The 26,415-nt window shown below is 68.3% G+C and carries 24 protein-coding genes, 1 tRNA gene and 1 pseudogene; 6 read left to right on the forward strand and 20 right to left on the reverse strand.

From position 1 onward, the window contains the following. Positions 1-10 precede the first annotated feature (10 nt). From AC5Y4H_RS22670 to AC5Y4H_RS22685, 4 genes are all read left to right on the forward strand, one after another. Positions 11-1,081: a quinone-dependent dihydroorotate dehydrogenase gene (locus AC5Y4H_RS22670; protein WP_499985347.1), complete on the forward strand. Its 1,071-nt coding sequence runs from the start codon at positions 11-13 to the stop codon at positions 1,079-1,081. Between the two features lie 68 nt (positions 1,082-1,149). Further along, entirely contained in the window at positions 1,150-2,673 is a 1,524-nt protein-coding gene (locus AC5Y4H_RS22675; RefSeq protein ID WP_499985350.1) for a PucR family transcriptional regulator, read from the forward strand. 188 nt (positions 2,674-2,861) lie between these two features. After that, positions 2,862-3,485: an Rv1733c family protein gene (locus tag AC5Y4H_RS22680; RefSeq protein ID WP_499985353.1), complete on the forward strand. Its 624-nt coding sequence runs from the start codon at positions 2,862-2,864 to the stop codon at positions 3,483-3,485. A gap of 413 nt (positions 3,486-3,898) precedes the next feature. Next, complete coding sequence (locus AC5Y4H_RS22685) at positions 3,899-4,375, forward strand: GreA/GreB family elongation factor (protein WP_499985356.1); 477 nt, start codon at positions 3,899-3,901, stop codon at positions 4,373-4,375. 250 nt (positions 4,376-4,625) lie between these two features. On the opposite strand, the gene AC5Y4H_RS22690 is transcribed toward AC5Y4H_RS22685, so the two are convergent. The 4 genes from AC5Y4H_RS22690 to AC5Y4H_RS22705 all read right to left on the reverse strand — a co-directional run bounded on the left by AC5Y4H_RS22690 (position 4,626) and on the right by AC5Y4H_RS22705 (position 8,294). Beyond that, the gene (locus AC5Y4H_RS22690; RefSeq protein ID WP_499985361.1) at positions 4,626-6,008 is read right to left on the reverse strand and encodes an HNH endonuclease signature motif containing protein; all 1,383 of its coding nucleotides are present in this window, start codon (positions 6,006-6,008) and stop codon (positions 4,626-4,628) included. Continuing rightward, on the reverse strand, positions 6,005-6,214 hold the full coding sequence (locus tag AC5Y4H_RS22695) for a hypothetical protein (protein WP_499985364.1): 210 nt from the start codon (positions 6,212-6,214) through the stop codon (positions 6,005-6,007). Before AC5Y4H_RS22695 ends, AC5Y4H_RS22690 begins: the two co-directional genes overlap by 4 nt. Before the next feature lie 139 nt (positions 6,215-6,353). Then, positions 6,354-6,884, reverse strand: a complete 531-nt coding sequence (locus AC5Y4H_RS22700) for a YbhB/YbcL family Raf kinase inhibitor-like protein (RefSeq protein WP_499985368.1) — start codon at positions 6,882-6,884, stop codon at positions 6,354-6,356. A 36-nt stretch (positions 6,885-6,920) separates the two neighbouring features. Next, a complete protein-coding gene (locus AC5Y4H_RS22705) occupies positions 6,921-8,294 on the reverse strand; it encodes a M20/M25/M40 family metallo-hydrolase (protein WP_499985370.1) in 1,374 nt (457 codons plus the stop codon). A gap of 112 nt (positions 8,295-8,406) precedes the next feature. On the opposite strand from AC5Y4H_RS22705, the gene AC5Y4H_RS22710 reads away from it, so the two are divergent. Further along, positions 8,407-8,492: transfer RNA gene (locus AC5Y4H_RS22710), tRNA-Leu, on the forward strand. A gap of 171 nt (positions 8,493-8,663) precedes the next feature. Here AC5Y4H_RS22710 and AC5Y4H_RS22715 read toward each other — a convergent pair. Then, entirely contained in the window at positions 8,664-8,870 is a 207-nt protein-coding gene (locus AC5Y4H_RS22715) for a hypothetical protein (RefSeq protein WP_499985372.1), read from the reverse strand. Between the two features lie 125 nt (positions 8,871-8,995). Here AC5Y4H_RS22715 and AC5Y4H_RS22720 point away from each other — a divergent pair. Beyond that, positions 8,996-9,661: pseudogene (locus AC5Y4H_RS22720) on the forward strand (phosphoribosyltransferase); the annotation flags it as partial. 34 nt (positions 9,662-9,695) lie between these two features. Here AC5Y4H_RS22720 and AC5Y4H_RS22725 read toward each other — a convergent pair. The 15 genes from AC5Y4H_RS22725 to AC5Y4H_RS22795 form a co-directional block, all read right to left on the reverse strand. Further along, the gene (locus tag AC5Y4H_RS22725; protein ID WP_499985374.1) at positions 9,696-10,028 is read right to left on the reverse strand and encodes a phage holin family protein; all 333 of its coding nucleotides are present in this window, start codon (positions 10,026-10,028) and stop codon (positions 9,696-9,698) included. Between the two features lie 91 nt (positions 10,029-10,119). Further along, positions 10,120-10,929, reverse strand: coding sequence for a DivIVA-like cell division protein Wag31 (wag31, locus tag AC5Y4H_RS22730; RefSeq protein WP_499985376.1), 810 nt, complete (start codon positions 10,927-10,929; stop codon positions 10,120-10,122). 260 nt (positions 10,930-11,189) lie between these two features. Beyond that, on the reverse strand, positions 11,190-11,483 hold the full coding sequence (locus AC5Y4H_RS22735) for a YggT family protein (protein ID WP_499985378.1): 294 nt from the start codon (positions 11,481-11,483) through the stop codon (positions 11,190-11,192). 156 nt (positions 11,484-11,639) lie between these two features. Beyond that, entirely contained in the window at positions 11,640-12,284 is a 645-nt protein-coding gene (locus AC5Y4H_RS22740) for a cell division protein SepF (RefSeq protein ID WP_499985380.1), read from the reverse strand. Positions 12,285-12,350: 66 nt separating this feature from the next. Next, positions 12,351-13,136, reverse strand: coding sequence for a YggS family pyridoxal phosphate-dependent enzyme (locus AC5Y4H_RS22745; RefSeq protein WP_499985383.1), 786 nt, complete (start codon positions 13,134-13,136; stop codon positions 12,351-12,353). Positions 13,137-13,141: 5 nt separating this feature from the next. Next, positions 13,142-13,849, reverse strand: a complete 708-nt coding sequence (gene pgeF, locus AC5Y4H_RS22750) for a peptidoglycan editing factor PgeF (protein WP_499985386.1) — start codon at positions 13,847-13,849, stop codon at positions 13,142-13,144. Between the two features lie 91 nt (positions 13,850-13,940). Beyond that, on the reverse strand, positions 13,941-15,098 hold the full coding sequence (gene ftsZ / locus AC5Y4H_RS22755) for a cell division protein FtsZ (protein ID WP_007770764.1): 1,158 nt from the start codon (positions 15,096-15,098) through the stop codon (positions 13,941-13,943). A 282-nt stretch (positions 15,099-15,380) separates the two neighbouring features. Then, complete coding sequence (locus AC5Y4H_RS22760) at positions 15,381-16,361, reverse strand: cell division protein FtsQ/DivIB (protein WP_499985391.1); 981 nt, start codon at positions 16,359-16,361, stop codon at positions 15,381-15,383. Further along, on the reverse strand, positions 16,358-17,824 hold the full coding sequence (gene murC / locus AC5Y4H_RS22765) for a UDP-N-acetylmuramate--L-alanine ligase (RefSeq protein WP_499985395.1): 1,467 nt from the start codon (positions 17,822-17,824) through the stop codon (positions 16,358-16,360). The genes AC5Y4H_RS22760 and murC overlap by 4 nt, the downstream gene beginning before the upstream one ends. Further along, complete coding sequence (gene murG / locus AC5Y4H_RS22770) at positions 17,821-19,047, reverse strand: undecaprenyldiphospho-muramoylpentapeptide beta-N-acetylglucosaminyltransferase (RefSeq protein ID WP_499985399.1); 1,227 nt, start codon at positions 19,045-19,047, stop codon at positions 17,821-17,823. Before murG ends, murC begins: the two co-directional genes overlap by 4 nt. Continuing rightward, positions 19,044-20,735, reverse strand: a complete 1,692-nt coding sequence (gene ftsW, locus AC5Y4H_RS22775) for a putative lipid II flippase FtsW (protein WP_499985404.1) — start codon at positions 20,733-20,735, stop codon at positions 19,044-19,046. Before ftsW ends, murG begins: the two co-directional genes overlap by 4 nt. Before the next feature lie 7 nt (positions 20,736-20,742). Continuing rightward, the gene (gene murD / locus AC5Y4H_RS22780) at positions 20,743-22,212 is read right to left on the reverse strand and encodes a UDP-N-acetylmuramoyl-L-alanine--D-glutamate ligase (protein ID WP_499985406.1); all 1,470 of its coding nucleotides are present in this window, start codon (positions 22,210-22,212) and stop codon (positions 20,743-20,745) included. Next, positions 22,212-23,291 carry a phospho-N-acetylmuramoyl-pentapeptide-transferase gene (gene mraY / locus AC5Y4H_RS22785; RefSeq protein WP_499985409.1) on the reverse strand — a complete coding sequence of 360 codons (1,080 nt, stop codon included), beginning with the start codon at positions 23,289-23,291 and terminating at the stop codon, positions 22,212-22,214. The genes murD and mraY overlap by 1 nt, the downstream gene beginning before the upstream one ends. Continuing rightward, positions 23,288-24,823, reverse strand: a complete 1,536-nt coding sequence (locus AC5Y4H_RS22790; RefSeq protein WP_499985412.1) for a UDP-N-acetylmuramoyl-tripeptide--D-alanyl-D-alanine ligase — start codon at positions 24,821-24,823, stop codon at positions 23,288-23,290. Before AC5Y4H_RS22790 ends, mraY begins: the two co-directional genes overlap by 4 nt. Then, positions 24,820-26,406, reverse strand: coding sequence for a UDP-N-acetylmuramoyl-L-alanyl-D-glutamate--2,6-diaminopimelate ligase (locus AC5Y4H_RS22795; protein ID WP_499985414.1), 1,587 nt, complete (start codon positions 26,404-26,406; stop codon positions 24,820-24,822). Before AC5Y4H_RS22795 ends, AC5Y4H_RS22790 begins: the two co-directional genes overlap by 4 nt. Positions 26,407-26,415: the final 9 nt, after the last annotated feature.

Below are 26,415 nucleotides of genomic sequence, written 5' to 3' on the forward strand. Positions count from 1 at the left end.
CGGACACCGGATGTACGGCCTGCTGCGACGGCTGTTTTTCGTGCTCCCGCCGGAGCGGATTCACACACTGGTGTTCGCCGTTCTGCGGGGTGCGACCGCGGTCGGCTGGACGCGGCGGCTGCTGCGCCGGCTACTGGCTCCGACCGACCCGGCGCTGGCCAGCGCCGTGTTCGGGGTGCGCTTTCCAGGGCCACTGGGACTGGCAGCCGGCTTTGACAAGGACGGTTTGGGGCTGCTCACCTGGGGCGCCCTGGGCTTCGGGCATGCGGAAGTCGGGACCGTCACCGCAAACCCGCAACCGGGCAATCCCGCGCCGAGAATGTTCCGGTTGCCGGCCGACAGGGCCCTGCTGAACCGAATGGGCTTCAACAATCTCGGTGCGGGCGCGTTGGCGATGCGGCTTTCGCGGCAGCGGCCCGAGGTGCCGATCGGGGTGAACATCGGCAAGACGAAGGTGACGCCGGCCGATCAGGCCGTCGACGATTACCGGGCGAGTGCCCGGCTGGTCGGCCCGTTGGCGTCCTACCTCGTGGTCAATGTGAGTTCGCCGAACACGCCCGGGCTGCGTGATCTGCAGGCGGTCGAGTCGCTGCGGCCGATCCTGTCGGCCGTGCTCGCCGAGACGTCCACGCCGGTGCTGGTGAAGATCGCGCCGGATCTTTCCGATTCCGACGTGGACGAGATCGCCGATCTTGCGGTCGAATTGGGCCTGGCCGGCATCGTCGCCACCAACACCACGGTGTCGCGGCAGGGTTTGACGACACCGGGTGTCGACGAGCTGGGCCCGGGCGGCATCTCGGGGCCGCCGTTGGCACGCCGCGCCGTCGAGGTGCTGCGCCGGCTGTACGGCCGTGTTGGTGACCGGCTGGCGCTGATCAGCGTCGGGGGCATCGAGACCGCGGACGACGCCTGGGAGCGGATCACCGCGGGTGCATCGCTGCTGCAGGGTTACACGGGCTTCATCTACGGCGGAGGCTTGTGGGCCAAGCGGATTCACGATGGCATCGCAGCGCGGCTGCACGACGGCGGCTTCGCCTCGCTCGCCGACGCCGTCGGCTCGGCGGCGCACACGCCGGAGTGAGTCACGCCGCGCGCACCCAGCTGGACTCCTGGTTAGGCTGACTACCAGTTCGGCATGAGGAGCGGCTGATGATCACGTTGGACCGCTTGGTGAACGTGCTGGGTGGTTATGGAGTCCGGTTGCGTTGGTCGTCCGTGCCCCGGTCGACTGAGCTGCGCAGCGTGGTGATCCACGAAGCGCCGCCCGATCGCGCGGTGGTAGGCGATGTATTGCTGGCCATCGGCGCCGGCTCGTTTCGCGAAGCGGTGCAGTGGGCGGCTTCAGCGCGTGCTGTCGTGGTGTTGGTACGCGACGGTGACGACCCGATCACACTCGACAGTGGCGCCGAGGTCGGCGCCGTCATGGTGGTCGATGAGACGGTCACGTGGAGCGAGGTGGGTACGGTCGTCTACGGGCTGGTGCTGGAGGGCCGTGAGACTGAATCCGGTCGTGGCCCAACGGATTTGTTCGCCCTGGCCGACAGCCTGGCGGACGCTGTCGGCAGTTCAGTCGTCATCCACGATCGGCTGTTGAGAGTGTTGGCGTATTCGAAACTGCAGCAACATGCCGACCCGGCGCGGGTGCAGACGATCCTGGAGCGACAGACACCGGAGCACCTGCGCACAGTGTTTGATGCTCGGGGCGTATTCGCTCACCTGGGGGCCTCCGACGAGCCGCTGTTTGTCCCCGCGGACTCCGAACACGGCTTGATCGGCCGAATGGTGGTGGCCGTGCGCTCCGGTGGCGAGTTGATCGGATCGGTATGGGTGGCGTGTTCGGCGCCGCTGGACCAAGCGGCGCGCACCGCCTTAACCGATGGTGCGCACACTGTGGCCCTGCATCTTCTACGCTCGCGCGCCAGCGCGGATTTGGAGCGCCAGGTCGAATCCGAACTGGTGATTCGGTTGCTGGAGGGAACGGCCGATGCCGCGATGGTGGCGAGCAGGCTGGGACTGCCGCACGATGATTTGAGAGTTATTGCGCTGCAGGCGTTCATCGGCGATGAACGCGATGCCGCTCTGTTGTTGGCGTTCGAGCGTGCCACGACTGGGTTCGGCTGGTCACGCCCGGGGCGTAGCGCTTTGGCGGGCAATATCGTTTACACGCTGCTTCCCGGTGGGCAAGCGGCGTCCGCGCGGCGCTGGGTGACCGGTCTGCGGGCGGCCCTTCCCGAACAGGTGACGGTGTTGGCCGGCGTAAGTGGTGCGGCTGAAGTGACAGACCTGGCCGCGGCGCGTCAGGAAGCCGAGGAATGCCTTGCGCTACATGAGATGTCACCCGGGGCGACGCCTCCGGTCTACGACGAGTCATGGGCTGACATCCTGCTGCAGCGGTTGCGCACCGCAGCGCGCTCAGGCCGGTCCCCATCGCGTGGGCCCGTGGCCGAGTTGCGCCGGCATGACCGTGCCAACGCGACCGACTACGTGGCCACGCTGCGGGCATGGCTGGAGGCCCAGGGCGACCCGGCCGAGGCCGGTGACCGGCTGGGAGTACACGAAAACACGGTGCGTTACCGGCTGCGCAAGATGGCCGAGATCACGACCCTGCCGCTAGGCGATGCCAGAAAGCGGCTGGCGATGATGATAGAACTCGCGGCTATTGACACCGATTGAGCAGCGGCGCTGTCGGAACTCGACAAAGCGAGGCCGCGTCGTTGTCTGGCTGCGGCAAGCTTGCGGCGGGCATCCACGCGATCATGAGGTTGCCAGCTCAGAGGGCAGGTCTGAGTGACGGGTGGTATCGCCATTCAGCGACCACGCGGTACCTCAGACCCACGCCGACTCCCGACAGGAAATGTTCGATGTCCACGTCAGATCATCGATCGATCGATGACCGCCGACCAGATGACGACGCGGCGATGGAGACCTTCACCGTGCCTCTGCCGCGGAAGCTGTTCGCGCGGCTGTTCAGCCGTAACCCGCTGATACGCGCCGTAGACCGGGTGGAAGCGCTCATTCTGGTGTTAGCCGTTGCGGTGCCGCTGATCGCCGTGCCGATCAGTGCCGCGGTGGGCACCGCGGTCCATGATTCTCGTAGCCGTCTCTACGCCGAGCAGTCCCAAACTCGCCGCCCGGTGACCGCGACTGTCATCGGGGAGAGTCACCCTCGCCGTAACCTTGAAAACCCGACAATGACGGTTCCTGCCCGATGGTTTGCCGCCGGAGCCGAACGCACCGGCGACGTCACCGCGCCGCTGACGGCCAAGATCGGCGACGCTATTGAAATCTGGGTAGATGACGAGGGTCTTCCGGTTGCCCGACCGGTGAACACCGCCCGGGACGAGGCGCTGGCCTTCGCGGTCGCGACCTGGTGGGCCGTGAGCCTCTTGGCAGCTGCCCTATTTGCGCGCGCGCGTATCACCCTTGACCGAGTTCGCTACGACCAGTGGCAACAGGATTTCGACCGCCTCATCGAGCGACGATAAGCGGCGCGCCCACCTGTTAAGCCTCAACCAAGTCCGTGGCGAGCGCCTGCAGGGATTGCAGTTTGAGCATCTTCGGAATGCTCTCGCCGCTCAGGCTGTGGCCGCTTCGGGCGGCCTCGGCAGCAGCGTTGTCGAGGCGTGACAATGCCTCGCACCGCCATTGTCGGTTTCCGGCAAACACAGTCGAGCCCCCGCACCCCACCATGGAATTAACGGCGTCACGAAAAACGCTCAACCGCACCGGAATTTCGCCCGCCATGGGCGCCCGAGTCGTCAGCGGCGGCCGCCTCCTTTGGCCCGCCCCTGACGACGCTTCCCGACAAAAGTAAAGGAAATCGCTCAAAATGACGAGTAACGAATCCATCTGGATGACACGGCAGCGGTACATCCGGCTGCGGAACACACTCAACGCGTTGCGGTCAGGGCTGATCGTTGAAGTTCCCGACGACTTGATGGACTTCGACGCCAAACGCTCAGCGCTCCAACGACGTATTCGTGAGGTTGAAAACCTGTTGGCAAAGGCTGTCATTGGCGAGAATCCCGCCAGCGACACCATCGCCGAAGTGGGCATGGTTTTGACCATCCGCTACGAGGCCACCGGTGAGACCGAAACCTTCCTGCTAGGCAGGCGCGGCAGCGAAGGCGTCGACATCAAGGTCTACTCGATGGCGTCGCCGTTGGGCCGCGCCATAGCCGGCGCGCGCCCCGGCGATCAACGCATCTACTCAATTCCCGGTGAGGCGGGACGACTGGTGACGCTGCTGCAGGCCGTCCCCTATGAAATGCACCTGACGAAAGGCACCCGATCTCAGACAACCCACCGCGGCTCGACGTTCACAGCGACCCAAACCCCTGCCCAGTGGCGCGACCTTGAACGTTACACTGCGTGAAGCCGTGCCGTACCGAATACACCCGGCCGGATTGACGCAATGAGGGTGCCCGGATGTGTTGCACTACAACTGCATACACCAATGCCGTGCATGCACCATGCGGCCAATCGACCATCGCCGACCGTCCCGCGCGGTCAGGGGTGATCACATGATCTTCGAAGTAATCGATCCGGTGACGATCATGTTTCTCTTGCTAGCGGGTTTGGGCCTAATCATGGCGGTCGCGTACGGACGCATGTGAGTCGCGGCCTCAAGCTGCACCCACTGCGTCGTCGTCTTCACCGTCTTCTTCCTCGCACAGCAGATCCTCCGGGTGATGGAACGTATTGGTCCTCGGTTGACTCCGATCGAGATGCGGCGGCGGTAACCATTCGGTATCGCCGTTGGCGCGTTTTCGGGTGGTCCAGCCCTTTTCGAGGAGCCGATGGTGGGGTCCGCAAGCGAGGGTGAGTTGGTCGATGTCGGTGCGGTAGGTCCTGGACCAATCTTCGACGTGGTGGACCTCGCAGTAGTAGCCGGACACGTCGCAGCCGGGATGCGAACACCCACGGTCCTTGGCGTACAGGACAATTCGCTGCCCCGGTGACGCGAGGCGCTTGGTGTGATACAGCGCCAGCGCCTTGCCCTTGTCGAAGATCGCGAGGTAATGGTGAGCATGGCGGGCAAGGCGGATCACATCCGACATCGGCAGCATGGTGCCACCGCCGGTCAAACCCTTTCCGGTGGCGGTTTCGAGTTGCTCGAGCGTGGTGGTCACGATGATGCTGGCCGGCAACCCGTTGTGCTGACCCAACTTTCCGCTGGCGAGTGTCGCCCGCAGCGCCGCGTTGAGGCCGTCGTGGTTGCGCTGTGCGGGGCTGCGGGTGTCGTGCTGCACCGCCTCTTCCGGCGGGGCTCCATCAACGGTCGGCTTGTCGTCATCGGGGTTGCACATGCCGGGCGCGGCCAGCTTGGCCAGCACCGCCTCCCAGCCGGCACGAGCCTCCGGCGTCAACCACCCGGTGAGGCGCGACATGCCGTCGGCCTGCTGATTGCCGAGCACCAGCCCGCGTACCCGTGCACGGTCCTCGTCGGTGTAGCTGCCGTCGGGATTGAGGCAGTCCATCAGGCGGCGGGCGAGCTTGGCGAGCTGATCGGGGCGGAATTCGGTCGCCTTGGCCGCCAGCTGCTTCTCGGCATGCTCACGCGTCTCGATGTCGACCGACTCGGGCAGCTGGTGGAACAGCCGCCGGATCACCGCGACGTGCTCGGCGTCGATCGCCCCGTCGCGCTGGGCCGCAGCCGTGGCCGGCAGCACCGGTGCCAGCGGCTCCCCGGAGAGCGCTCGGCGCGGGCCCAGATCGGCGGCCTCAGCGATGCGGCGGCCGGCCTCGGGCCGGGTGATGTGCAGCCGGTCGGCCAACACCCAGGACAGCTTGCCGCCGAGCTCCGTTGAATCAGCTTGCTCACCAAGTTGATTGATGAGCTGATGGCTTGGCGCTTGAAGTTTGCGCGCCTCGTACTCGAGCACCTCCAGCATCTGCAGCCGCTCCGGGTTGGTCAGCGCATCATACGAATGCTCACGGAAGCGAGAGACGACGGCGCGCAAGGCGTCAACGTCGTGTCGGAGCTCCTCACGGTCGGTCAAAGTCACGTGCGCCGCCCACTCGGCCGTGCGAACGGGCTGAGCAGCTCATACTCGACTGCCTCGAGTCGGCCGATCAGAAAGGCGTACTCATCCAGGACGTCAACCAGCTCGGCGGGCGTCATCGTCTCCCAGGAAATCGCCTCGAAGCGGGAGAAGGCAGCGCTCAACGCGTCAATGTCGGCGGCAATCTCTCCGTAATAACTCGAACGCATGTTCGAATACTATGGCCGCCCACCGACAAATCGGGCCGAAGTGGGAGCCCCGGGACAGAAGTGGCACAAGTGATTTGGGGCCAAAGCCCCTCCGGACCGGAAGCCCGCTTTCGGGCAGGCCCCTACCCGAACCGAAGCCCTACTTCTGTTCGTAGGTGGCGTGGATGACCGCCCGCGCGATGGCGTGCTGGAACAGGTTGAACCCGAGGAAGGCCGGGCTGGCGTCTTCTGGGAGATCCAGCTTCTCGGTGTCCACGGCGTGCACGGCGATGTAGTACCGGTGTGGGCCGTGGCCCGCCGGGGGCGCGGCCCCGATATAACGGCGCTGCCCGGCGTCGTTCACCAGCGTCAGCGCACCCCCGGGCAGGTTGCTGCCATCGCCGGCGCCCGCGGGCAGCTCGGTGACGTCGGCCGGCAGGTTCGCCACCGCCCAGTGCCAGAACCCGGAGGCCGTCGGGGCGTCGGGGTCATAGACGGTGACGGCGAAGCTGCGGGTCTCGTCCGGGAATCCCGACCAGCTCAGCTGGGGGCTGACGTCTTCACCGCCCGCACCCATGATTCCGCTGACTTGGGGGTTGGCCAACGGCTGACCGTCGGTGACCGATTGCGAGGTCAACGCGAAGGTGGGCAGCTTCGGCAACGATGCGTACGGGTCAGGAGCAGTGCTCATGTTGGTCCTCTCGTGTGATCGGCGTGCGTTTGTCGTCTAGCAGTGGGTCAGGAAGTGGGCCAGCACGTCGGTGCCGAACCGCAGCGCATCGATGGGTACCCGCTCATCCACGCCGTGGAACAGCGCGGTGAAATCGAGATCCGGCGGCAACCGCAGCGGGCTGAACCCGAAACAGCGAATACCCAAGCGCGCGAACGACTTCGCGTCGGTGCCACCGGAAAGCATATACGGCACGGTACGGGCGCCAGGGTCGTGCGCCAGCACTGCCTCGTTCATGGCATCGACCAGGTCGCCGTCGAAGCTGGTCTCATACGACGAGAAGTCCTTGATCCACTCGCGCGTCACGTCGGGCCCGAGCAGCTGGTCGATCTCGGCCTCGAACGCCTCCTTGCGCCCCGGCAGGATGCGGCAGTCCACCACCGCCTCGGCGATCGCCGGTACGACGTTCGCCTTGTATCCGGCCTTGAGCATGGTGGGGTTGGCGGTGTCGTGCAGCACGGCCTTGAGCATGCGTGCCATCGGACCCAGCTTTTCGATCACTCCACGCAGATCGCCCGATTCGGTGTCGAAGGTCAGCCCGGTCTCCTCACTGACGGCGGCGAGGAACTGCGCGACCGTGTCGGTCACCACGAGCGGAAATTCGTGGCGGCCCAATCGGGCGACGGCCTCGGCGACGGCGGTGACCGCGTTCCGGTCGTGAACCATCGAACCGTGTCCGGCCGGTCCCCTGGCGGTGAGCCTCATCCAGGACAGCCCCTTTTCGGCCGTCTCGATCAGGTAGAGCCGGCGTTCTCCCCCATCGCGCTGAGGCACCGTCAGCGAGAACCCGCCCACCTCGCCGATCGCCTCGGTGACACCGTTGAACAGCTCCGGCCGATTGTCGACCAGCCATTGGGCTCCGAAGGTCCCACCATGTTCTTCGTCGGCGATGAACGCGAAGACCAGGTCGCGCGGCGGCACGATGCCCGCGCGTTTCAGCTGGCGGGCCACCACGATCATCATGCCGACCATGTCCTTCATGTCGACTGCGCCGCGGCCCCAGACGAAACCGTCTTTGATCGCGCCGGAGAACGGGTGCACGCTCCATTCGGCCGGCTCGGCCGGCACCACGTCGAGGTGTCCGTGGATCAGCAACGCGCCGCGCGACCTGTCGGCGCCCGGCAGGCGGACGAACACGTTGCCGCGGCCCGGGGCGCCGGATTCGGCATACTGCGGCGCGTAACCGACCTCGGCGAGCCGCTCGGCGATCCACTGGGCGCAGTCGGCCTCGCCCTTGGTCGTTTCCGGTTCGCCGGTGTTGGTGGTGTCGAACCGGATCAACTGGCTGACAACCTCGACCACGTCGTCGCTCGGGTTGGTTGATACCTCGGTCGCCCCGCTCTGAATGGTCACAACCACCTTTCCTACCATTGCCGCGGCTGAACGGCTCGATGCCGATCGTCGCGGCCTTCCTCGGAGCTGGATTGGGTTCGCGGCGCGCGATCCGATAGCCTTAGCTGCCAACCCATGCTGGTTTGGCCTTGTCCGAGTGGCGGAATGGCAGACGCGCTAGCTTGAGGTGCTAGTGCCCTACTAATGGGCGTGGGGGTTCAAGTCCCCCCTCGGACACACGACTGAGTCGAATGGAATGAACGCTCGCATTCATTCCTGAGGCGATGGAGTGTGTTGAGCCGTGAAGCGGCGAGCACACACGACTGAGGCGAGCGAATGGACGCTTGCCTTCATTTCCGAGCCGATGGAGCGTGTTGAGCGGCGAAGCCGCGAGCACACCCCTGGAACTCACTGCCGAATATGCCGCTTCGGTGGCGGGTAGACGCCCCTGGCGATCGTCGCCGACAGCCATCCGATCGCCCACCCGCCACACACGAGCAGGAACGTATGCCGGCTGGCGGCGTCGCCCGTCATCGAAACCACGGCCAAGATGACCGCCCAAACGATCGCGCAACCGATGCTGTAGGCCGTGTAGGTGCCGTAACGCCGTCTCATCTCGCGGATCCTCTCGGTCGTGCCTGACCGCGTAGCCAACCCGAACTCTGCCACCGCGATCAGCCCGACGCACGTAGCCTGGAATGAGGCCCAGCAGCCGGGAGCGTAGACGAATGACCCGATCGAGTCGCTTTGTCCGGCGGACATCACCGAAGACGTTCGCCGACCGACGCGACGCCGGCCGCGAGCTGGCAAAGTGGCTGGCCACGTACCGCGGCAGGGGCGACGTGCTGGTATTCGGGCTGGCCCGCGGTGGTGTGCCGGTTGCCTGGGAAATCGCCGCGGCTCTGGGCGCGCCTCTCGACGTTTTCCTGGTCCGCAAGCTCGGGGTACCGCAGTGGTCGGAATTGGCGATGGGTGCCCTGGCCAGCGGTGGTGGCGTGGTGATGAACCAGGACGTGGTGGCCAGCCTGCACGTCACCGACGAGCAGGTGCGCGAGGTCATCGACAGCGAGACGGCCGAGTTGCTCCGGCGCGAACACGCCTACCGTGGCGATCGCCCGATCGCCGACCTGCGCGACCGGATCGTCATCCTCGTCGACGACGGAATCGCCACGGGCGCAAGCATGCTCGCCGCCGTGCGCGCCGTCCGGGCCGCCGGCCCGAAATCGATCGTGGTTGCCGTCCCGGTGGGACCGGAGTCGACCTGCCGCGAGCTTTTACGCGAGGCCGATGATGTGGTGTGCGCGACGACGCCGCCCGGATTCGAAGCGGTCGGGCAGGTCTACGACGACTTTCATCAGATCAGTGACGACGAGGTCCGCGAACTGCTCATCACGCCGACCTGCTGAGCGCCGGACCACCTTTGGCGGGCGTCGACAGGAACTACTTGGCGGGCTCGTCGCCGCGGCCCTCGGCCGTCACCCGGGACTCCTCGGTCTGCGCGGCCTCCCCGGTCGCCGCCGGTTCGTCCTCTGCCGGGGCTTCCTCGGGGTAGTCGACGTAGTCGTCCTCGTCGGCCCGGGCCTCGTCAGCCGTACTTTCGTCGCCTCCCACGTCACGCCGCTGGCGCTCACGCAGCGCGTCGAGGATCAGCAGCACCACGCCGACCACACTCGCGGCGATGCACACCCAGGCCACCAGCTCGTTGCTCGTGACGACCGCGAACACCAACGCGACGAGCCCGATGAGGGCCAATACCAGCGCAATGATGAGCATCAGTCATCCTCCAAGCGACGAGTGGGACGGCGGTTTCATGACCTAGTGTGCCAACCCCGAAGCTTGGCGAGTGACCGGCACGTCCGGAAAGCTAGTTGCTGCCCCGGTTGAACTGGTCGAAACTGCCGGAATCCGCGCTGGAGTCCACGGGCGCCGCGGATCCACGCTGTCCGAGTTCCTCCAGCTGAGATTCCAGGTAGGTCTTGAGCCGGGTGCGGTACTCGCGCTCGAACGTGCGGAGTTGCTCGAGGCGGCCTTCGAGGACGGTGCGCTGCTGGTTGATGGTGCCCATGATCTCGGAGTGCTTGCGTTCGGCGTCGGCCTGCAGGGCGTCGGCCTTCTCCTGCGCCTGACGCAGCTGGGTCTCGGAGCGGGTTTGCGCGTCGGCGAGCATGGCGTCGGCGCGCTGGCGGGCTTCGGTGACCGTGGTCTCGGCGGTGCTGCGCGCCTCGCTGAGAATCTGGTCGGCATTGGCGCGGGCGTCGGCCAGCATCTTCTCCGATTCGGTCCTGGCCGTTGTGGTCAGGCGGTCGGCGGTGTCCTGCGCCAGCGTCAGCACCCGGGCGGCCTTCATGGCCTGTTCCTCGTTGTTGCCCGCCGCTGCCGGGGCCGAAACCGGCGCCGGCTTGGCCGGTTCGGGTTCGGGAGCGGGCTCGCGTACAGGAATGGCCTGGGTGGGCGCGGCGGCGGCGGCCGGGGTGGCCGAGCCGCCACCGGAGGCCAGCTCCTGGTCCAGTTCTTCGATCCGCTGGCGCAGATCGCTGTTCTCTTCGATGAGCCGCGTCAGCTCGGCTTCCACCAGATCGAGGAAGGCATCGACCTCGTCTTCGTTATACCCCCGCTTGCCGATCGGTGGCTTACTGAACGCCACATTGTGGACGTCGGCTGGTGTAAGCGGCATTGTTTCGTCCCCTCAAGTTCCTGTCGAACGTTCTGGAAAGTGTAGAACGCAGTGGTAGCCGTAGTGCAACTGCCGTCCATCCTGTCACACCAGGCGCGACCGTTGCTGTTTAGGCCAATAAATAAGGACCAATTTCAAACTTTGAGGGCAATAAAATCCGAAACCTTAGAGTTTTTAAATCGCGGGAACCAAGCCGACGCTAAAACGTGGCCGAACCGTCTCCGGGCCGGAATGCGGCCCAGGCGGTTGGCGGAACTGAGTCACGTCTGCGCGGCGCCGAACGCGAGCTGCATTCCGATGAACGCGACGAGCAACAGCACCATGATCGAGAGGTCGAAGCGAACCGCTCCGATGGTGAGCTGCGGGATCAGCCTGCGGAGCAGTTTCACCGGTGGATCCGTGATCGACAGGATGATCTCGAGCACGACGACGGTGAACCCCGTCGGGTGCCAGTCCCGACTGAACGAGCGGATGAACTCGACCACGACGCGAGCGATGAGCAGCAGCCAGAAAATGAATAGCGCAAACCCAAGGATCTGAAAGAACAACACCAACTGAAGTGCCCCGACCTTACCCGTGAGATGCCAGACGCCGCCGACCAGCGCGGCGCCTGCCAGCCTACCGACTCCGAGTAAGAGGCCCTATCTCACGTGGCCACTTCGGGTCGCCGACGCTCCGAGGCCCGGCCGCGCAGCGGGCGGCGGGCGTGGCTATTGGTAAGCGTAGAAACCGGTTTCGGCGATCCGGCGGCGCTCCTCCGGGGACACGTCCACGTCGGCGGGCGACAGCAGGAACACCTTGGTCGCCACCTTGTCGAACGAGCCGCGCAGGGCGAACGCCAGGCCGGCCGCGAAGTCGACGAGGCGCTTGGCATCGGCGTTGTCCATCGACACCAGGTCCATGATGACCGGGGTGCCGTCGCGGAAACGCTCACCGATGGTGCGGGCCTCGCTGTAGTCCTTGGGCCGCAGCGTGGTGATCTTCGACAGCGGGTGACCCTCTTCGAACATCATCGCCATCCGGCGCGGGTCCATCGCCAGCGCTCCGCGGGTGGAGTTGCGCAACCAGGACCCGAAGCGGGGGCCGCCCCGCTCGCCGCGGTCGAACTCGCGGGGGTGGACGGCGCCGTATCGCGGCTCGTCCCCATAACCACCGCGGTAGCCGGCGGGCGGCGGGTACTCGGCCGGTTCGCGGCGCGGATCGTCGTATTCGTCTTGCTCGTAGCGACCGTAGCCGTCGTCAAATCGGGGGCGCGGAAAACCACGGGACGGTGCGTGGTCGTCGTAATACTCGTCCTCGTAGTCGTCCATCGGGGCCATACCGAAATAGGCCTTGACTTTGTGCAGTGTGCTCATTGCGTTGACCCTTCTAGCCCCTGGGAGTGCTGGTGTCAGTGATAAAGCTGTTACTACAGTGACTACTTACGGTGACGGTAACCGCCGCGGGCCCAATAGCGCGGTACCGACACGCACACATGTCGAACCGTGTTTCACGGCAATTTCGAAGTCGTCCGACATGCCCGCGGACAACCCGACCGCGTCGCGATGCGACTCGAGAACCCGCCGATGCTCGGATTGCAGCCGGTCGAAGGCCTCGTCCGGGTCCGAGTCCAGCGGCGGAATCCCCATCAGCCCGACCAGGTCCAGGTTCTTCGAGTCCTCGACCTGGTCGCACACCTGGTCGACGGCGCCCGGCCGCGATATGTCGACGCCGCCGCGGGACTCGTCGCCGTCGAGGCTGACCTGAACGTAGATCCGCATCGGGGCGGTCCGGCGGCCCTCGGCCAGAGCCGCCCCCACGCCCTTGTCGAGGGCGGTCACCAGGTGCGCGCTGTCGACCGAGTGGGCGGTGTGTGCCCAACTTGCCACCGATTTGGCTTTATTCCGCTGGATATGACCGACCATGTGCCAGCGTGGATTTCCGACCTCCCTGTGCGCCGGCGCCGCCAACAATCGCGTGACTTCGGCCACTTTTGCCCTCGCTTCCTGGTCCCGTGATTCGCCGACGACGCGGCAACCCAATCGGCACAAAGTCACGACATCGGTTGCTGGAAAGTATTTGGTAATCGGTAAAACTTCGATTTCACCGACATTGCGACCCGCCGCCTCTGCCGCCGCCGCAAGGCGCGAGCGCACCGACGCCAATGCGTGGGTCAATTCCGAGTCGCGCTCGCTCCGACCGTCAGGAACCGGCATTCCTACCGCCATCGCGGTCACTCCATCCAGACCAGCGAGGCCAGCCGGCCGGTTGGTGCATCCCGCCGATGACTGAACAAAGTCGGGTCGTCCACCGTGCACCGTGGATCTATGTCGATTGCCGTTACACCTAGATCCCTTAGCTGGCAAGCGATTCCGGCCCGCAAATCGAGCCCGGGAGTCCCCGCGGCGGTGGTGGTACGGCTGCCCGGCAACGCCGCCTCGACCTCGTCGACCATGGCCGCGGGCACTTCGTAGTTGCGGCCGCTGACCGCCGGGCCCAGCAGCGCCGAGATGTCTTGGGGTTGCGCGCCGAGGTCCAGCATCGCCTCCACCGTTCGGGCCACCACGCCGCGCTGGGCGCCGACCCGGCCGGCGTGCACCGCGGCGGCAACACCGGCACGCGCATCCGCCATCAACACCGGGACACAGTCGGCGGTGACGACCGCCAAGGCAAGTCGCGCCGTGCGGGTCACCAACGCGTCGGTGTCGTCGACCGCAGTGTCACGCGCCCCGTCGACAACCTCGACGCGGTCACCGTGAACCTGGTTCATCCACACCACGCGGCCGGCGCGCAGGCCGACGATGGCGGCCAGCCGGGCCCGGTTCTCGGCCACCGCCGCCGCGTCGTCCCCGACGTGGTCACCCAGGTTGAAGGTGTCGAAAGGCGCCTTGGAGACGCCACCGGCGCGGGTGGTGGTGACCCGCCTGATGCGAACGCTCACATGACCAGTATCCGGAGCGCCGCGCCTGCCAGGGGGTAGCGCCATCCGGCCGCGGCCGGTTTGTCGCGCGCTGGCAAGCAAATTGAGACCCTCAGCGGCGCATGAAGGGCGGCACATCGACGTCATCGTCATCGCCGCCGATATTCAAGGTCGATCCGTTGGTGTGGACTGGCACGCTGACCGCGTCGACCGGTTCGAACAGCGTCGAGGTGAGCTTGCCCGCCTTCGCCGACTCGATCCGGTGCGCTCCGCCTTTTTCTTCCTTATCGGCACTGCCGCCGATCACCGGTTTGCGTCCGGCGCCGGCGGCGTCGAAGCCGGCGGCGATGACGGTGACGCGCACCTCGTCGCCCAGCGAATCGTCGATCACGGTGCCGAAAATGATGTTGGCGTCCTGATGGGCGGCGTCCTGCACCAGCGAGGCCGCCTCATTGATCTCGAACAACCCCAGGTCGCTGCCGCCGGCGATCGACATCAGCACGCCGTGGGCGCCCTCCATCGACGCCTCCAGCAGCGGTGAGTTGATGGCGATCTCGGCGGCCTTGAGTGAACGCCCCTCGCCCCGGGCGGAACCGATGCCCATCAGGGCTGTGCCCGCCCCCGACATGATGCCCTTGACGTCGGCGAAGTCCACGTTGATCAGGCCCGGAGTGGTGATCAGGTCGGTGATGCCCTGAACGCCGTTGAGCAGCACCTCGTCGGCGCTGCGGAAGGCGTCCATCAGCGACACCGCGGCGTCGCCCATCTGCAGCAGCCGGTCGTTGGGGATCACGATCAGGGTGTCGCAGCTCTCGCGCAGCGCCGAGATGCCGCTCTCGGCCTGGTTGCCGCGCCGCTTGCCCTCGAACGAGAACGGCCGGGTGACCACGCCGACGGTCAGCGCCCCCAGCTTGCGCGCGATGCTGGCGACGACGGGCGCCCCGCCGGTCCCGGTCCCGCCGCCCTCGCCGGCGGTGACGAACACCATGTCCGCGCCGCGGAGCAGCTCTTCGATCTCATCCTTGGCGTCCTCGGCGGCCTTGCGGCCGACTTCCGGGTCCGCCCCGGCCCCGAGACCACGCGTGGACTCGCGCCCGACGTCGAGTTTGACGTCGGCATCGCTCATCAACAGCGCCTGGGCGTCGGTGTTGATCGCGATGAACTCCACGCCTTTAAGGCCTTGTTCGATCATCCGGTTGACGGCGTTGACGCCGCCGCCACCGATACCCACGACCTTGATGACGGCCAGGTAGTTATGCGGGGGGGTCATCATTCGTCTTCCTCCCTGATGGGCTTGGCTCAGCTCTCCCGGCGGTGGGCTCCTCCGGACGTTCGCGGTCCTCCTCGAATAAACCCTGAGCAAACCCTCAACCTCAACCATAGAGTTAGAGTTATGTCAAGTAGTTCCGCGCAACCAGAACGGTATGGGCATGGCGCGCCCTAACCCCGCAGGCGCGCCGAAACGCGTCCCGCAAATTTTGGGCAATTTCGCCCCGCCGGCCGGCGCGCGGGCGTTCGGTGAGCATCGAGCCCGCCGACGTGATGGAGATCGCTACTTGACCGTCGGCAGGTCCGGGCTCGACACGTCGTAGACCTTGCCGGGCTGTGTCAGCAGCGCGGCCAGCTTCTCGGCCTTCTCGTCGGTGCGGTCGGTGGTGCCCCAGATCACCACCCGGCCGTCGCCCAGCGTGAGGGTGATCGAGGCCACCGACGGCGCGGCGATGCGGCCGACCTGGCCCTCGACCTCGGGACGCAACGCGGTCAGCACCTGCAGGGCCGCCTTGGTGGCGGGGTCGTTCGGCCCCGGATCCGCGACATCAAGGTACGGCAGCGCCGGTGGCGGCGGCCCGGTGGCGAAGTCCACTCCGTCCCGGTCGAAGAGATGCGGCCCGTCGGGGAAGTCTTTGACGGCCACCGGAACTCGCTCGACGATGGTGATTCGCAGCGCCGACGGATACTGGCGCTGCACCCGCGCGCTGGCGACTCGCCGGATTGCGGCCACCCGGTCCGCGACCTGGCTGGTGTTGATCTGCAGCAGCGGCGTTCCGATCCGCACCCGCGCCGCATCCAGCACCTCGTCCCGGGTCACCACCCCGGTCCCGACGACAACGATGTTGCGGGCGGCCATCGCGGGCGTGAAATAGAGGATCAACGCCAGCCCGATGCCGACGATCACCAGCAGAACCGTCGCCAGCAACATCTTCAGGCCCCGAACAACCCCCCGCGCAACGGGTTTGGGCTCGTTGACCAGCCGTCCGCTGGCCCGGCGCTTTGCCTCGCGGCGAGCCTCTTCGATCGCGGTGGCGCGCGCCTGGGCGGCGCGGCGTTCGGCCCGCTCCCGCCGGGCGCGCCGGCGCGGCCCCTCGACCTCGCCCTGATCGGCCTCCTGGCCCTCATCGCTGCCCGGCCGGTCCGCGCTCGCGCCTGCGGCGAGCGGTTCGGTGACCGCGCTGTCGCCTGCATCGCCGGCAGTCCGGGCCTCGGCCTGTTCGCCGACCGCGTTGGCAGGGACGGGGTCGTCCGGCTGCGTCATCGCAACGCCCCGGGGGCGCTGCGGTTGGCCCGCACCCGCAACGCCGTGACGATCTCGGGCCCCAGCAGCGTCACATCGCCGGCCCCCATGGTGACGATGATGTCGCCGGGCCCGGCGACCGCCGCCACCTGTTCGGCGGCCGCGGAGAAGTGCGGGAGATAGCGCACCGGCGCGCTGACGTGCTCGGCGACGGTGGCCCCGCTGACGCCGGCCAGCGATTGTTCGCGGGCGCCGTAGACGTCGAGAACGAAAACCTCGTCGGCCGCGTCCAGCGCCTGCCCGAACTCCTCGGCGAAAGCTTTTGTCCGAGAATACAAATGGGGCTGGAACACCGCTATGCTCCGACCGTCACCGCTCTGCTCGAGCAGGGTGCGGACCGCCGCCAGCGTGGCGACGATCTCGGTGGGGTGGTGTGCGTAGTCATCGAACACCCGCACCGAGGCCGCGCTACCGACCAGCTCGAACCGGCGGCGCACGCCCTCGAATCCGGCCAGGCCGTCCAGCACGGCCTCGACCGGGGCGCCGATCTCGAGCGCCGCCAGCAGCGCGCCCATCGCGTTGAGCGCCATGTGGCGGCCGGGCACCGACAACCTCATCACCCGCGGACGTTGCTCAGGATCCAGTTCGGGGGCCAGCCGGATCTGCGCGACAGCTTCGACGCCCTGCTGGTGCCACGACAACAACGTCGCGGCCAGGTCCTCGGTCGAGCCCGCGGATCCGTATCGCAGCACGCGGATGCCCAGCTCGGCGGTCCGCCGTGCCAACTCGGCGGCCCCGGGGTCGTCGACGCACACCACCAACGCCCCGCCCGGGGCCAGCCGCTCCATGAAGGCGTCGAACACGGCGACATAGGCGTCGGCGCTGCCGTAGAAATCCAGGTGGTCGGTCTCGATGTTGGTGACCACCGCGACGTCGGGCGTGTACTCCAGCAGCGAGCCGTCGCTCTCGTCGGCCTCCGCCACGAAGCAGTCGCCGCTGCCGTGGTGGGCGTTGGTGCCCGCCTCCCCCATCTCGCCGCCGACCGCGAAGGACGGGTCGCGCCCACAGTGCTGCAGCGCCACGATCAGCATCGACGTCGTCGTCGTCTTGCCGTGCGTGCCGGTGACCATCAGCGTGGTGCGCCCGTCCATCAGCTTGGCCAGCACGGCGGGCCGCAGAATCACCGGGATGCCGCGCCGACGGGCCTCGACCAGCTCGGGATTGGTTTTCGGGATGGCGGCATGCGTCGTGATGACCGCGGTGGCGCCGCCGGGCAGGAGGTCGAGCGAGGCCGCGTCGTGCCCGATGTTGATCTGCGCGCCCCGGGCGCGCAGCGCGTGGATGCCGCGGGACTCCTTGGCATCCGAGCCGGATACCAGGCCGCCGCGGTCGAGCAGGATGCGGGCGATGCCCGACATGCCGGCTCCCCCGATGCCGACCATGTGGACGCGCTGCAGCTCGGGCGGCAACTGATCCGTGCTCACGGCCTACCTCCGGCCGGCAGGCGACCCAGCTGGGCCTTCCTGGCGATGTCCAGCGCCGCCTGGGCGACCTGGCGCGCCGCGTCGGGATGCCCCACCCGCGCGGCGGCGGCGGTCATGGCCGCCAATCGCGGCGGGTCGCCCAGCAGCCCGGCCACCTCGCGGGCGACCAGCTCGGGCGTCAGGTCGGCGTCGGCGACGATCATGCCGCCGCCCGCGTTGACCACCGGCAGGGCGTTGAGCCGCTGCTCGCCGTTGCCGATCGGCAGGGGCACGTAGATGGCCGGCAGACCCACCGCCGAGACCTCGGCGACCGTCATCGCACCGGACCGGCAGATCGCCAGGTCGGCGGCCGAATAGGCAAGGTCCATCCGGTCGAGGTAGGGAACCGCCACATACGGCGGGTCGCCCGGCTGGGGTTCGCGCAGGTCGAGTGTGTTCTTGGGGCCGTGTGCATGCAAGACGGCCACGCCGGCGGCCGCCAGCTCGGCGGCCGCCCCGGAGACCGCCCGGTTCAACGAGGCCGCGCCTTGCGAACCACCGAACACCAGCAACACCCGGGCGTCGTCCGCGAAACCGAAGTGGCGGCGCGCCTCGTCGCGCAGCGCCGCGCGGTCCAGTGAGGTAATGACCTCGCGCACCGGCACCCCGACCACCTCCGCGCGCGGCAACCCGCAATCGGCAACCGCGGAGAGCACCCGCTCGGCGGTGCGGGCGCCGACGCGGTTCGCGAGCCCGGCGCTGGCATTGGCTTCGTGGATCAAAACCGGGACCCGGGGCTTGCGCGAGGAGACACCGCGCGCGGCCAGGTAGGCCGGCAGCGCCACGTACCCACCGAAACCGATCACCACGTCGGCGTCGACCGCCCTCAGCACGGCACGGGTCTCCCGGACGGCCCGCCATACCCGCGAGGGCAGCCGGGCCAGGTCGCCGCTGGGTTTGCGCGGCAGCGGCACCGGCGTGATCAGCTCGAGGTCATAGCCGCGCTCGGGCACCAGCCGGGTCTCCAGGCCCCGGGCGGTGCCCAACGCGGTGATCCTGACCTGCGGATCGAGCGCGCTCAGCGCGTCGGCGACGGCCATCGCCGGCTCGACGTGGCCGGCGGTTCCGCCACCGGCGAGCACGACCGACAGTGGCTTGAGAGGCTTAAAAGAGGACAACGCGGCACCGGCGGGCAAAGGGTTTCCCCCCCGCCCGCCGGTCCGCTTGTTGACCGTGTCGTTCACCCGTAACGCTGACCTTCCAGTGCGCGAGCGCGTCGTGGCTGACGCTGGCCGGCCGCCTGGCTGACGCGGCGCTGGCCTGATCCATGATGCCTCGCCCGTGATCGAGCGCTACCGCCAGTCTGGCGAGCCGGCCGCCCGGCCGTTCGCGATGGCGCAGGCCGCAGCGGCGCATCGACTTTCTGGGAGGCCTTCTGGGAGACCTTGCGGGAAGCCTTGCGCGCGGGCGCGCCGGCGCCCTTGCGTGACGGCTCGGCCGACTTCGGCCGGGCACGCTTGCGATCGCGGACCGACTCCAGGCGCGTCGGCGAGTAGGGCTCGGGCAGCGGCAGCCGCAGGATCCTGTTCATCTTGTCGTCGCGGCCGGCACGTAGCGCGGCCACCGCCTCGGGTTCGTGACGAGCCGCGTTGGCCATGATGCCGATCATGAATAGCGTTGCCGCGGTGGAAGTTCCACCGGCAGAAATCAAAGGCAGCTGAATACCGGTGACCGGGAGGATGCCGATCACGTAGCCGATGTTGATGAACGCCTGGCCCAGCACCCACATGGTGGTGGTGGCGGTCAGCAGCCGCAGGAATGGGTCGGCCGAGCGCCGGGCGATCCGCATCCCGGTGTAGGCGAACAGCCCGAACAGCACCAACAACGCGAACGCACCGATGAAACCGAGCTCCTCTCCGATGATCGCGAAGATGAAGTCGTTGTGGGCGTTGGGCAGGTAGTTCCATTTGGCCACCCCCTGGCCCAGACCGTCGCCGAAGATACCGCCGTGCGCCAGCGCGAATTTGGCCTGTCGGGCCTGATACCCGGTGTCCTGCGGGTCGTTCTCGGGATTGATCCAGGATCGCACCCGGTCCGACCGGTACCCGGCCGACATGGCCAGGACCGCGCCGGCCACGAAGACGGCCATCAATGACGTGACGAAGACGCGCAGCGGCAGCCCCGCGTACCACAGCAAGGCCAGCAGGATGATGCCCAGCGACACCGTCTGCCCGAGGTCGGGCTGGGCAACGATCAGGGCCAGCGCGATCACGGCCGCCGGCACCAGCGGGATGAGCAGTTCGCGCAGGCTCGCCCGCTCCAGGCGACGGGCGGCCAGCATATGGGCACCCCAGATGGCGAAAGCGATCTTGGCCAGCTCGGACGGCTGCATCGAGAAGCCCGCGACCACGAACCACTTACGGGATCCGTTGGCCAGGTTGCCGATTCCCGGGACGAGCACCAGCACCAGCAGGATGACCGTGACGACGTAGCCGGTGAACGCGACGCGGCGGATGAACCGCACCGACATCCGCAGCGAGGCGTAGCAGGCGATGAGGCCGATCACGGTCCACAGCACCTGCTTGCCGAAGATCACCCAGGCCGACCCGTCGGCGTCATAGGACCGCACGCCCGACGCCGACAGCACCATGATCAGCCCGAGTGTCGTCAGCAACCCGGCCACCGCGATGATCAGGTGAAACGACGTCATTGGCCGGCCCAGCCAGGCGCCGAACCGACCGGGCGAGGCGCTTTCGTTGGCGGCGGCCTTGTCGCGTTTTGGCGGCTTGTCGGCCTTCTTGCCGGCCTTGGCTTCCGGGGCGTCGTCCGTGGCCTCGTCGGCGGCGTCGTCGTCGCCCGGGGCGGGCTCGGCCGCGGCAGTTGCGGTGGTGTGTTTACCCCGGCCCAACAGCCGGGCCAATGCGTTACCCACGCCCGCCCTACCGGAGCGCCGCGCGCACGGCGGACGCGAACGCGTCGCCGCGTTGGGCGTAACCCGAGAATTGATCGAACGACGCGCCCGCGGGTGCCAGCAGGACGGTGTCACCGGGGTTCGCCAGGCTGCGAGCCGCGGCGACCGCCGCGTTCATCACGGCTGTGGCCAAATCGCCACCTGGCTGTTCCACTTCTGTCACATCTGCCCCAAGAACCACAGCAGTCGCATCCATACCAGCATCCTCGCCTGTCACAACCTGCAGGACGGGTACATCCGGCGCGTGTCGCGATAACGCCTCTGCAACCTGTTGCCGATCTCGGCCGATGAGCACGGCCCCGACCAGCCGCGATGCCATCCTGGCGACCTGCGCGTCGACCGATGCGCCCTTGAGCAGACCGCCGGCGATCCAGACGACCCGGGGGTAGGCCAGTACGGACGCCTCGGCGGCGTGGGGATTGGTGGCCTTGGAGTCGTCGACGTAGGTGATGCCGTCCGCGACGGCCACGACCTCGGCACGGTGCCTGCCCACCCGGAAGGAGGCGATCGCCGCCGCGATCGCCTCGGCCTGCACGCCGACGCAGCGCGCCAGCGCCGCGGCGGCCAGGGCGTCGAGCACCCCGACGGGCCCCGGCACGGGAATGGAGTCGACCGGCAGCAGGGCCAGATCGTCGGCGAAGGCGCGGTCCACCAGGTGACCCCGACGCACTCCCAGCTCCCCCGTCGCGGGTTCGCCCAATCTGAAGCCGACCCGCACCGGCGCCCGGGCGGTGTCCAGCAGCGCCGCCGCCCGGTCGTCGTCGAGGCCCACCACCGCCACCCGGCCATCGAGCACCCGCGCCTTCGCCGCGGCGTAGGCGGCCAGGCTGCCGTGCCAGTCCAGATGGTCTTCGGCGACGTTGAGCACCACACCCGCCTCGGGCTTCAGCGAAGGCGCCCAATGCAATTGGAAACTGGACAGCTCGACGGCCAGCAGCTCGGCGGGTTCTTCCAACACGTCGAGCACCGGTTCGCCGATGTTGCCGCACAGCAGGCTGCGCCGGCCGCCTCCGCTCAGCATGGCGTGCAGCATCGAGGTGGTGGTCGTCTTGCCATTCGTGCCGGTCACCACCAGCCAGCGGCGGGGCGGCCCGTAGTGGCCCGCGGCGTCCAGCCGCCAGGCCAGCTCCACGTCACCCCAGATCGGCACCCCGGCCGCCGTCGCGGCGACCAGCAGCTGCGCGGTCGGCGCGAAGCCCGGACTCGCGACCACCAGGACGTAGCGAGAGAGCTGCTCGATGGCCGTCGACGTGGACGCGGTCGCCACTCCCGCGTCGGCGTAATCCCGCAACCTGACGGGATCGTCGTCGCACAGCGTCGGCGCCGCCCCGAATCTCCTCAGCGCCGCCAGCACCGCCTTGCCCGTGATGCCGGCCCCGGCCACCAGCACCGGCGCCCCGGGCGCCAGGGGTTCCAGCGGGGCGTCAAGTCCGCTCATCAGGCACCGATCGCGCCCAGCCACTCACCGTAGAAAAGGGCCACGCCCAGGCCGCACGCGATCGCGGTGAGCAGCCAGAAGCGGATGATGACCGTGGTCTCGGCCCAGCCGGCCAACTCGAAATGGTGGTGAAAGGGGGCCATCCGGAACACGCGGCGCCCGGTCGTGCGAAAAGTCAAGATCTGCAATACAACCGAGCTGACCTCGGCGACGAACAGCGAACCCAGCACGACGGCGAGGATCTCGGTGCGGCTGGTCACCGAGATGCCGGCGATGATGCCGCCCAGGGCCAGGGATCCGGTGTCGCCCATGAAGATCTTGGCGGGCGCGGCGTTCCACCACAGGAAGCCGATGCAGGCGCCGGCCGTGGCGGCCGCGACGAGCGCCAGGTCCAACGGGTCGCGAACGTTGTAGCAGCCCAGCCCGGGGGCGGTGACACAGGCGTTGCGGTACTGCCAGAACGTGATCAACACGTATGCGGCGGTGACCATCGCCATGCTTCCGGCGGCCAGCCCGTCCAGGCCGTCGGTGAAGTTGACCGCGTTCGACCAGGCGCTGACGACGATGACGCAGAACAACACGAACAGGCCCGGGGCCAGCGTGACGGTGGCGATCTCGCGCACGTAGGACAGGTCGGCGCTGCCCGGTGTCAGCCCGTTGTTGTTGTGGAACTGCAGCGCCAGCACCCCGAACAACACCGCTGCGGCGACCTGTCCGATGGTCTTGGCCGTCTTGTTCAAGCCGAGGTTGCGCGACCTGCGGATCTTGATCAGGTCGTCGAGGAATCCGACGCCGCCGAGCACGGTGGCCAGACCCAGCACCAACAGGCCCGACACGGTGACGCCTTCGCCGTCGAAGGCCATCCCGGCCAGGTGCGTGCCCAGGTAGCCCGCCCAGATGCCGGCCAGAATGGCCACGCCGCCCATCGACGGGGTGCCCCGCTTGGCGTGGTGGGTCGGCGGCCCGTCCTCACGGGTGTGGTGGCCGAATCCCTGCCGGGTGAACAACCGGATCAGCGCCGGGGTCAGCAGGATCGACACCGTCAGCGCGACGGCGACGGCGATGAGGATCTGTCTCATGCGCGCGTCCCGCCCTCGGCCGCCAGGGCGTCGGCCAGCGCACCGAGCCCCGCCGAGTTCGACGCCTTGACCAGGACGACGTCACCGGGTTGCACCTCGGCCCGCAGCAATGCCAGGGCGGCGTCGCTGTCGGGGACGTTGACGGCGCCCTTGTCGCCTGCGCCCCAGGAACCCTCCATGACCGCCCCGTGGTGCATGGCGCTCATCGACCTCCCACTTCCCACGACAACGAGTCGAGACACATCTAAGCGCACGGCGAGCCGGCCGATGCGATCGTGCTCGACTACGGCGTCCTCACCGAGCTCGGCCATCTCGCCGAGCACCGCCCAGCTCCTGCGCGGTTGCGTGCCCCCTTCGCCGCCGTGGGCGATCCAGGCCAGCGCCTGCAAGCCGGCCCGCATGGAATCGGGATTGGCGTTGTAGGCGTCGTCGATCACGGTAACCCCGTCGGCCCGGGTGGTGACCTGCATGCGGTGCCGCGACACCGGGCCCGTGCCCTCGAGTGCGGCGGCCACCTGTTCGAGATCCGCGCCGCATTCCAGCGCGACCGCGGCGGCGCACAGCGCGTTGCCCACCTGATGATCGCCGTAGACGCCGAGTTGCACCGGCACCTCGGTCACCCCGAAGGCGTCGCGCCGGTGCAGCGCGAATCGCGGCCTGGCCAGCTCGTCGAGCGACACCGGCCCGGCCCACAGGTCGCTGGGGCCCCCGTCGGTGCGCTCGGCGCGGCTCACCCGGACCACCCGGGCGTCGGTCACGCCCGCCATGGCCGCCACGGCCGGGTCGTCGGCGTTCAAGATCACCACCCCGGATGCCGGAACAGACTGTGGCAGTTCGGATTTCGTCTGAGCGATGGCTTCGCGTGAGCCGAACTCGCCGAGGTGCGCGGTGCCCACGTTGAGGACCACCCCGATGGATGGCGTGGCGATGTCGGCGAGCGCGGCGATGTTTCCGGGATGGCGGGCCGACATCTCGAGAACCAGGTAATCGGTGTCGGCCGTCGCGCGCAGCACCGTCCACGGATGCCCCAGCTCGTTGTTGAACGAGCCGGGCGGGGCCACCACCTCACCCAGCGGCGTCAGCACGGCTGCCACCAGGTCCTTCGTCGAGGTCTTGCCCGAGGATCCGGTGATGCCGACGATGGTCAGCCCGCCGGCCACCAGTTCGGCGGCGACCACCCGGGCCAGCTTGGCCAGCGCGTCCAGCACTGCCGCGCCGGACCCGTCGGGGTCGTGCTCGAGCACCCCGGCCCGCGATCCCGAAGCCCCCTCGGGTGTGACGACGACGGCGGGAACCCCGACCGGCCGCGCGGCCAGCACCGCAACCGCCCCGGCCGCGACGGCCGAGGCGGCGTGGTCGTGCCCGTCTGAGCGGGCGCCGGGGAGCGCCAGGAACAGACCACCGGGACCCACGGCGCGCGAGTCGAATTCGACGGTTCCGGTGACGTGCAGTTGCGCGGCATCCTGCGGGGAGATGTCGGACAGGGTGCCCCCGACGATGTCGGCGATCTGGGCGACGGTCAGGTCGATCACCGCTGTGCCCCGTCGAGGTCGCGCAGCGCCTCGGCCAGCTCCACGCGGTCGTCGAAGGGGCGGGTGTGACCGCCGGCGCGCTGCCCGGTTTCGTGGCCCTTGCCCGCGATCAGCACCACGTCACCCGGGCGCGCCCAGGCGACCGCGTGCCTGATCGCGTCGCGCCGGTCGGCCACCTCGACGACCTCTGCCGCGCAACCACTTTCGATGGCACCAGCCAGGATCTCCCGGCGAATCGAGGCCGGGTCCTCACCGCGCGGATTGTCATCGGTGACGACGACCAGGTCGGCCAACTCGGCTGCCGTGGCGCCCATCGGCGCCCGTTTGCCCGGATCGCGCTCGCCGCCGGCGCCGAACACCACCGCCAGGCGGCGCCCCGGACGCTCCAGCGTGGTCAGCACCGCACGCAGGGCGCCCGGCTTGTGCGCGTAGTCGACCAGCGCCAGGAAGTCCTGGCCGGCGTCGATCTGTTCCATGCGTCCCGGCACGCGCGTCTGCAGCAGCCCCGGCGCCGCCTGCTCCGACGTCACCCCCACTATGTCCAGAAGTGCCAGTGCCACAAGGCAATTGGCGACGTTGTAGTGACCCGGCAGCGGGACCCCGACCTGATGCCGGGCGCCGGCGGGATCGACGACGGTGAACTGTTGGCCCCCGGCCCCCATCGGGGTCACGTCGACGGCGCGCCAGTCCGCGGGCCGGCCCTCGGCGCTGACGGTGATCGCGTCGCCGGCCCGGTCCGCCATCGCCCGCCCGGCCTCGTCGTCGACGCACACCACGACCCGGCGCGCCCGCAGCGGCGAATCCGGTTCGAACAGCAAGGCTTTGGTGTTGAAGTAGTCTTCCATGGTCGGATGGAAGTCGAGGTGATCGCGGGACAGGTTGGTGAAACCTCCTGCCGCGAAGCCGGTTCCGTCCACCCGGCCCAACGCCAGCGCGTGGCTGGAGACTTCCATCACGACGGTGTCGACGCCCCGTTCGGCCATGGCGGCCAGCATCGCCTGCAGCGCGGGGGCCTCCGGAGTGGTCAGCGCACTGGGGACGTCGGCGCCGTCGATGCGAATGCCGATGGTGCCGATCAGCCCGGCCGTGCGGCCGGCGGCACGCAAACCGGATTCGACGAGATAAGTGGTGGTGGTCTTGCCGGACGTGCCGGTGATGCCGATGACCGCCACCCGGTCGGACGGGTTGCCGTACACCGTGGCCGCCAGGCCACCGAGCACACCGCGGGGGTCGGGATGCAGCAGCGTCGGGACGGTCGGCGCGGTCATTTCGGCGGCTCCGGCGGGATCGGTGAGCACGGCGACCGCTCCGCGTTCGATCGCATCGCCGGCATAGCGGGCCCCGTGGGTGGTCAGACCCGGCAGCGCGGCGAACAGGTCACCGGGTAGCACGTCCTGGGCGCGCAGCGTCACGCCGGTGATGGTCACGTCGGGCACGGCGCGGCCCCGACCTGGACCGTCGGCCAGCACCGCGCCGACCTGTTCGGCGAGCGAGTGCAGCGGCACGCCCGCGGTGGCGCTGGGGCGTAACCCAGTGGGCACCGGCACAGCCACACCTCCCTCCGACGCCCGCGGCATCCTCATGATCGGCCA

This window comes from Mycobacterium sp. NGS58 (assembly GCF_059812385.1).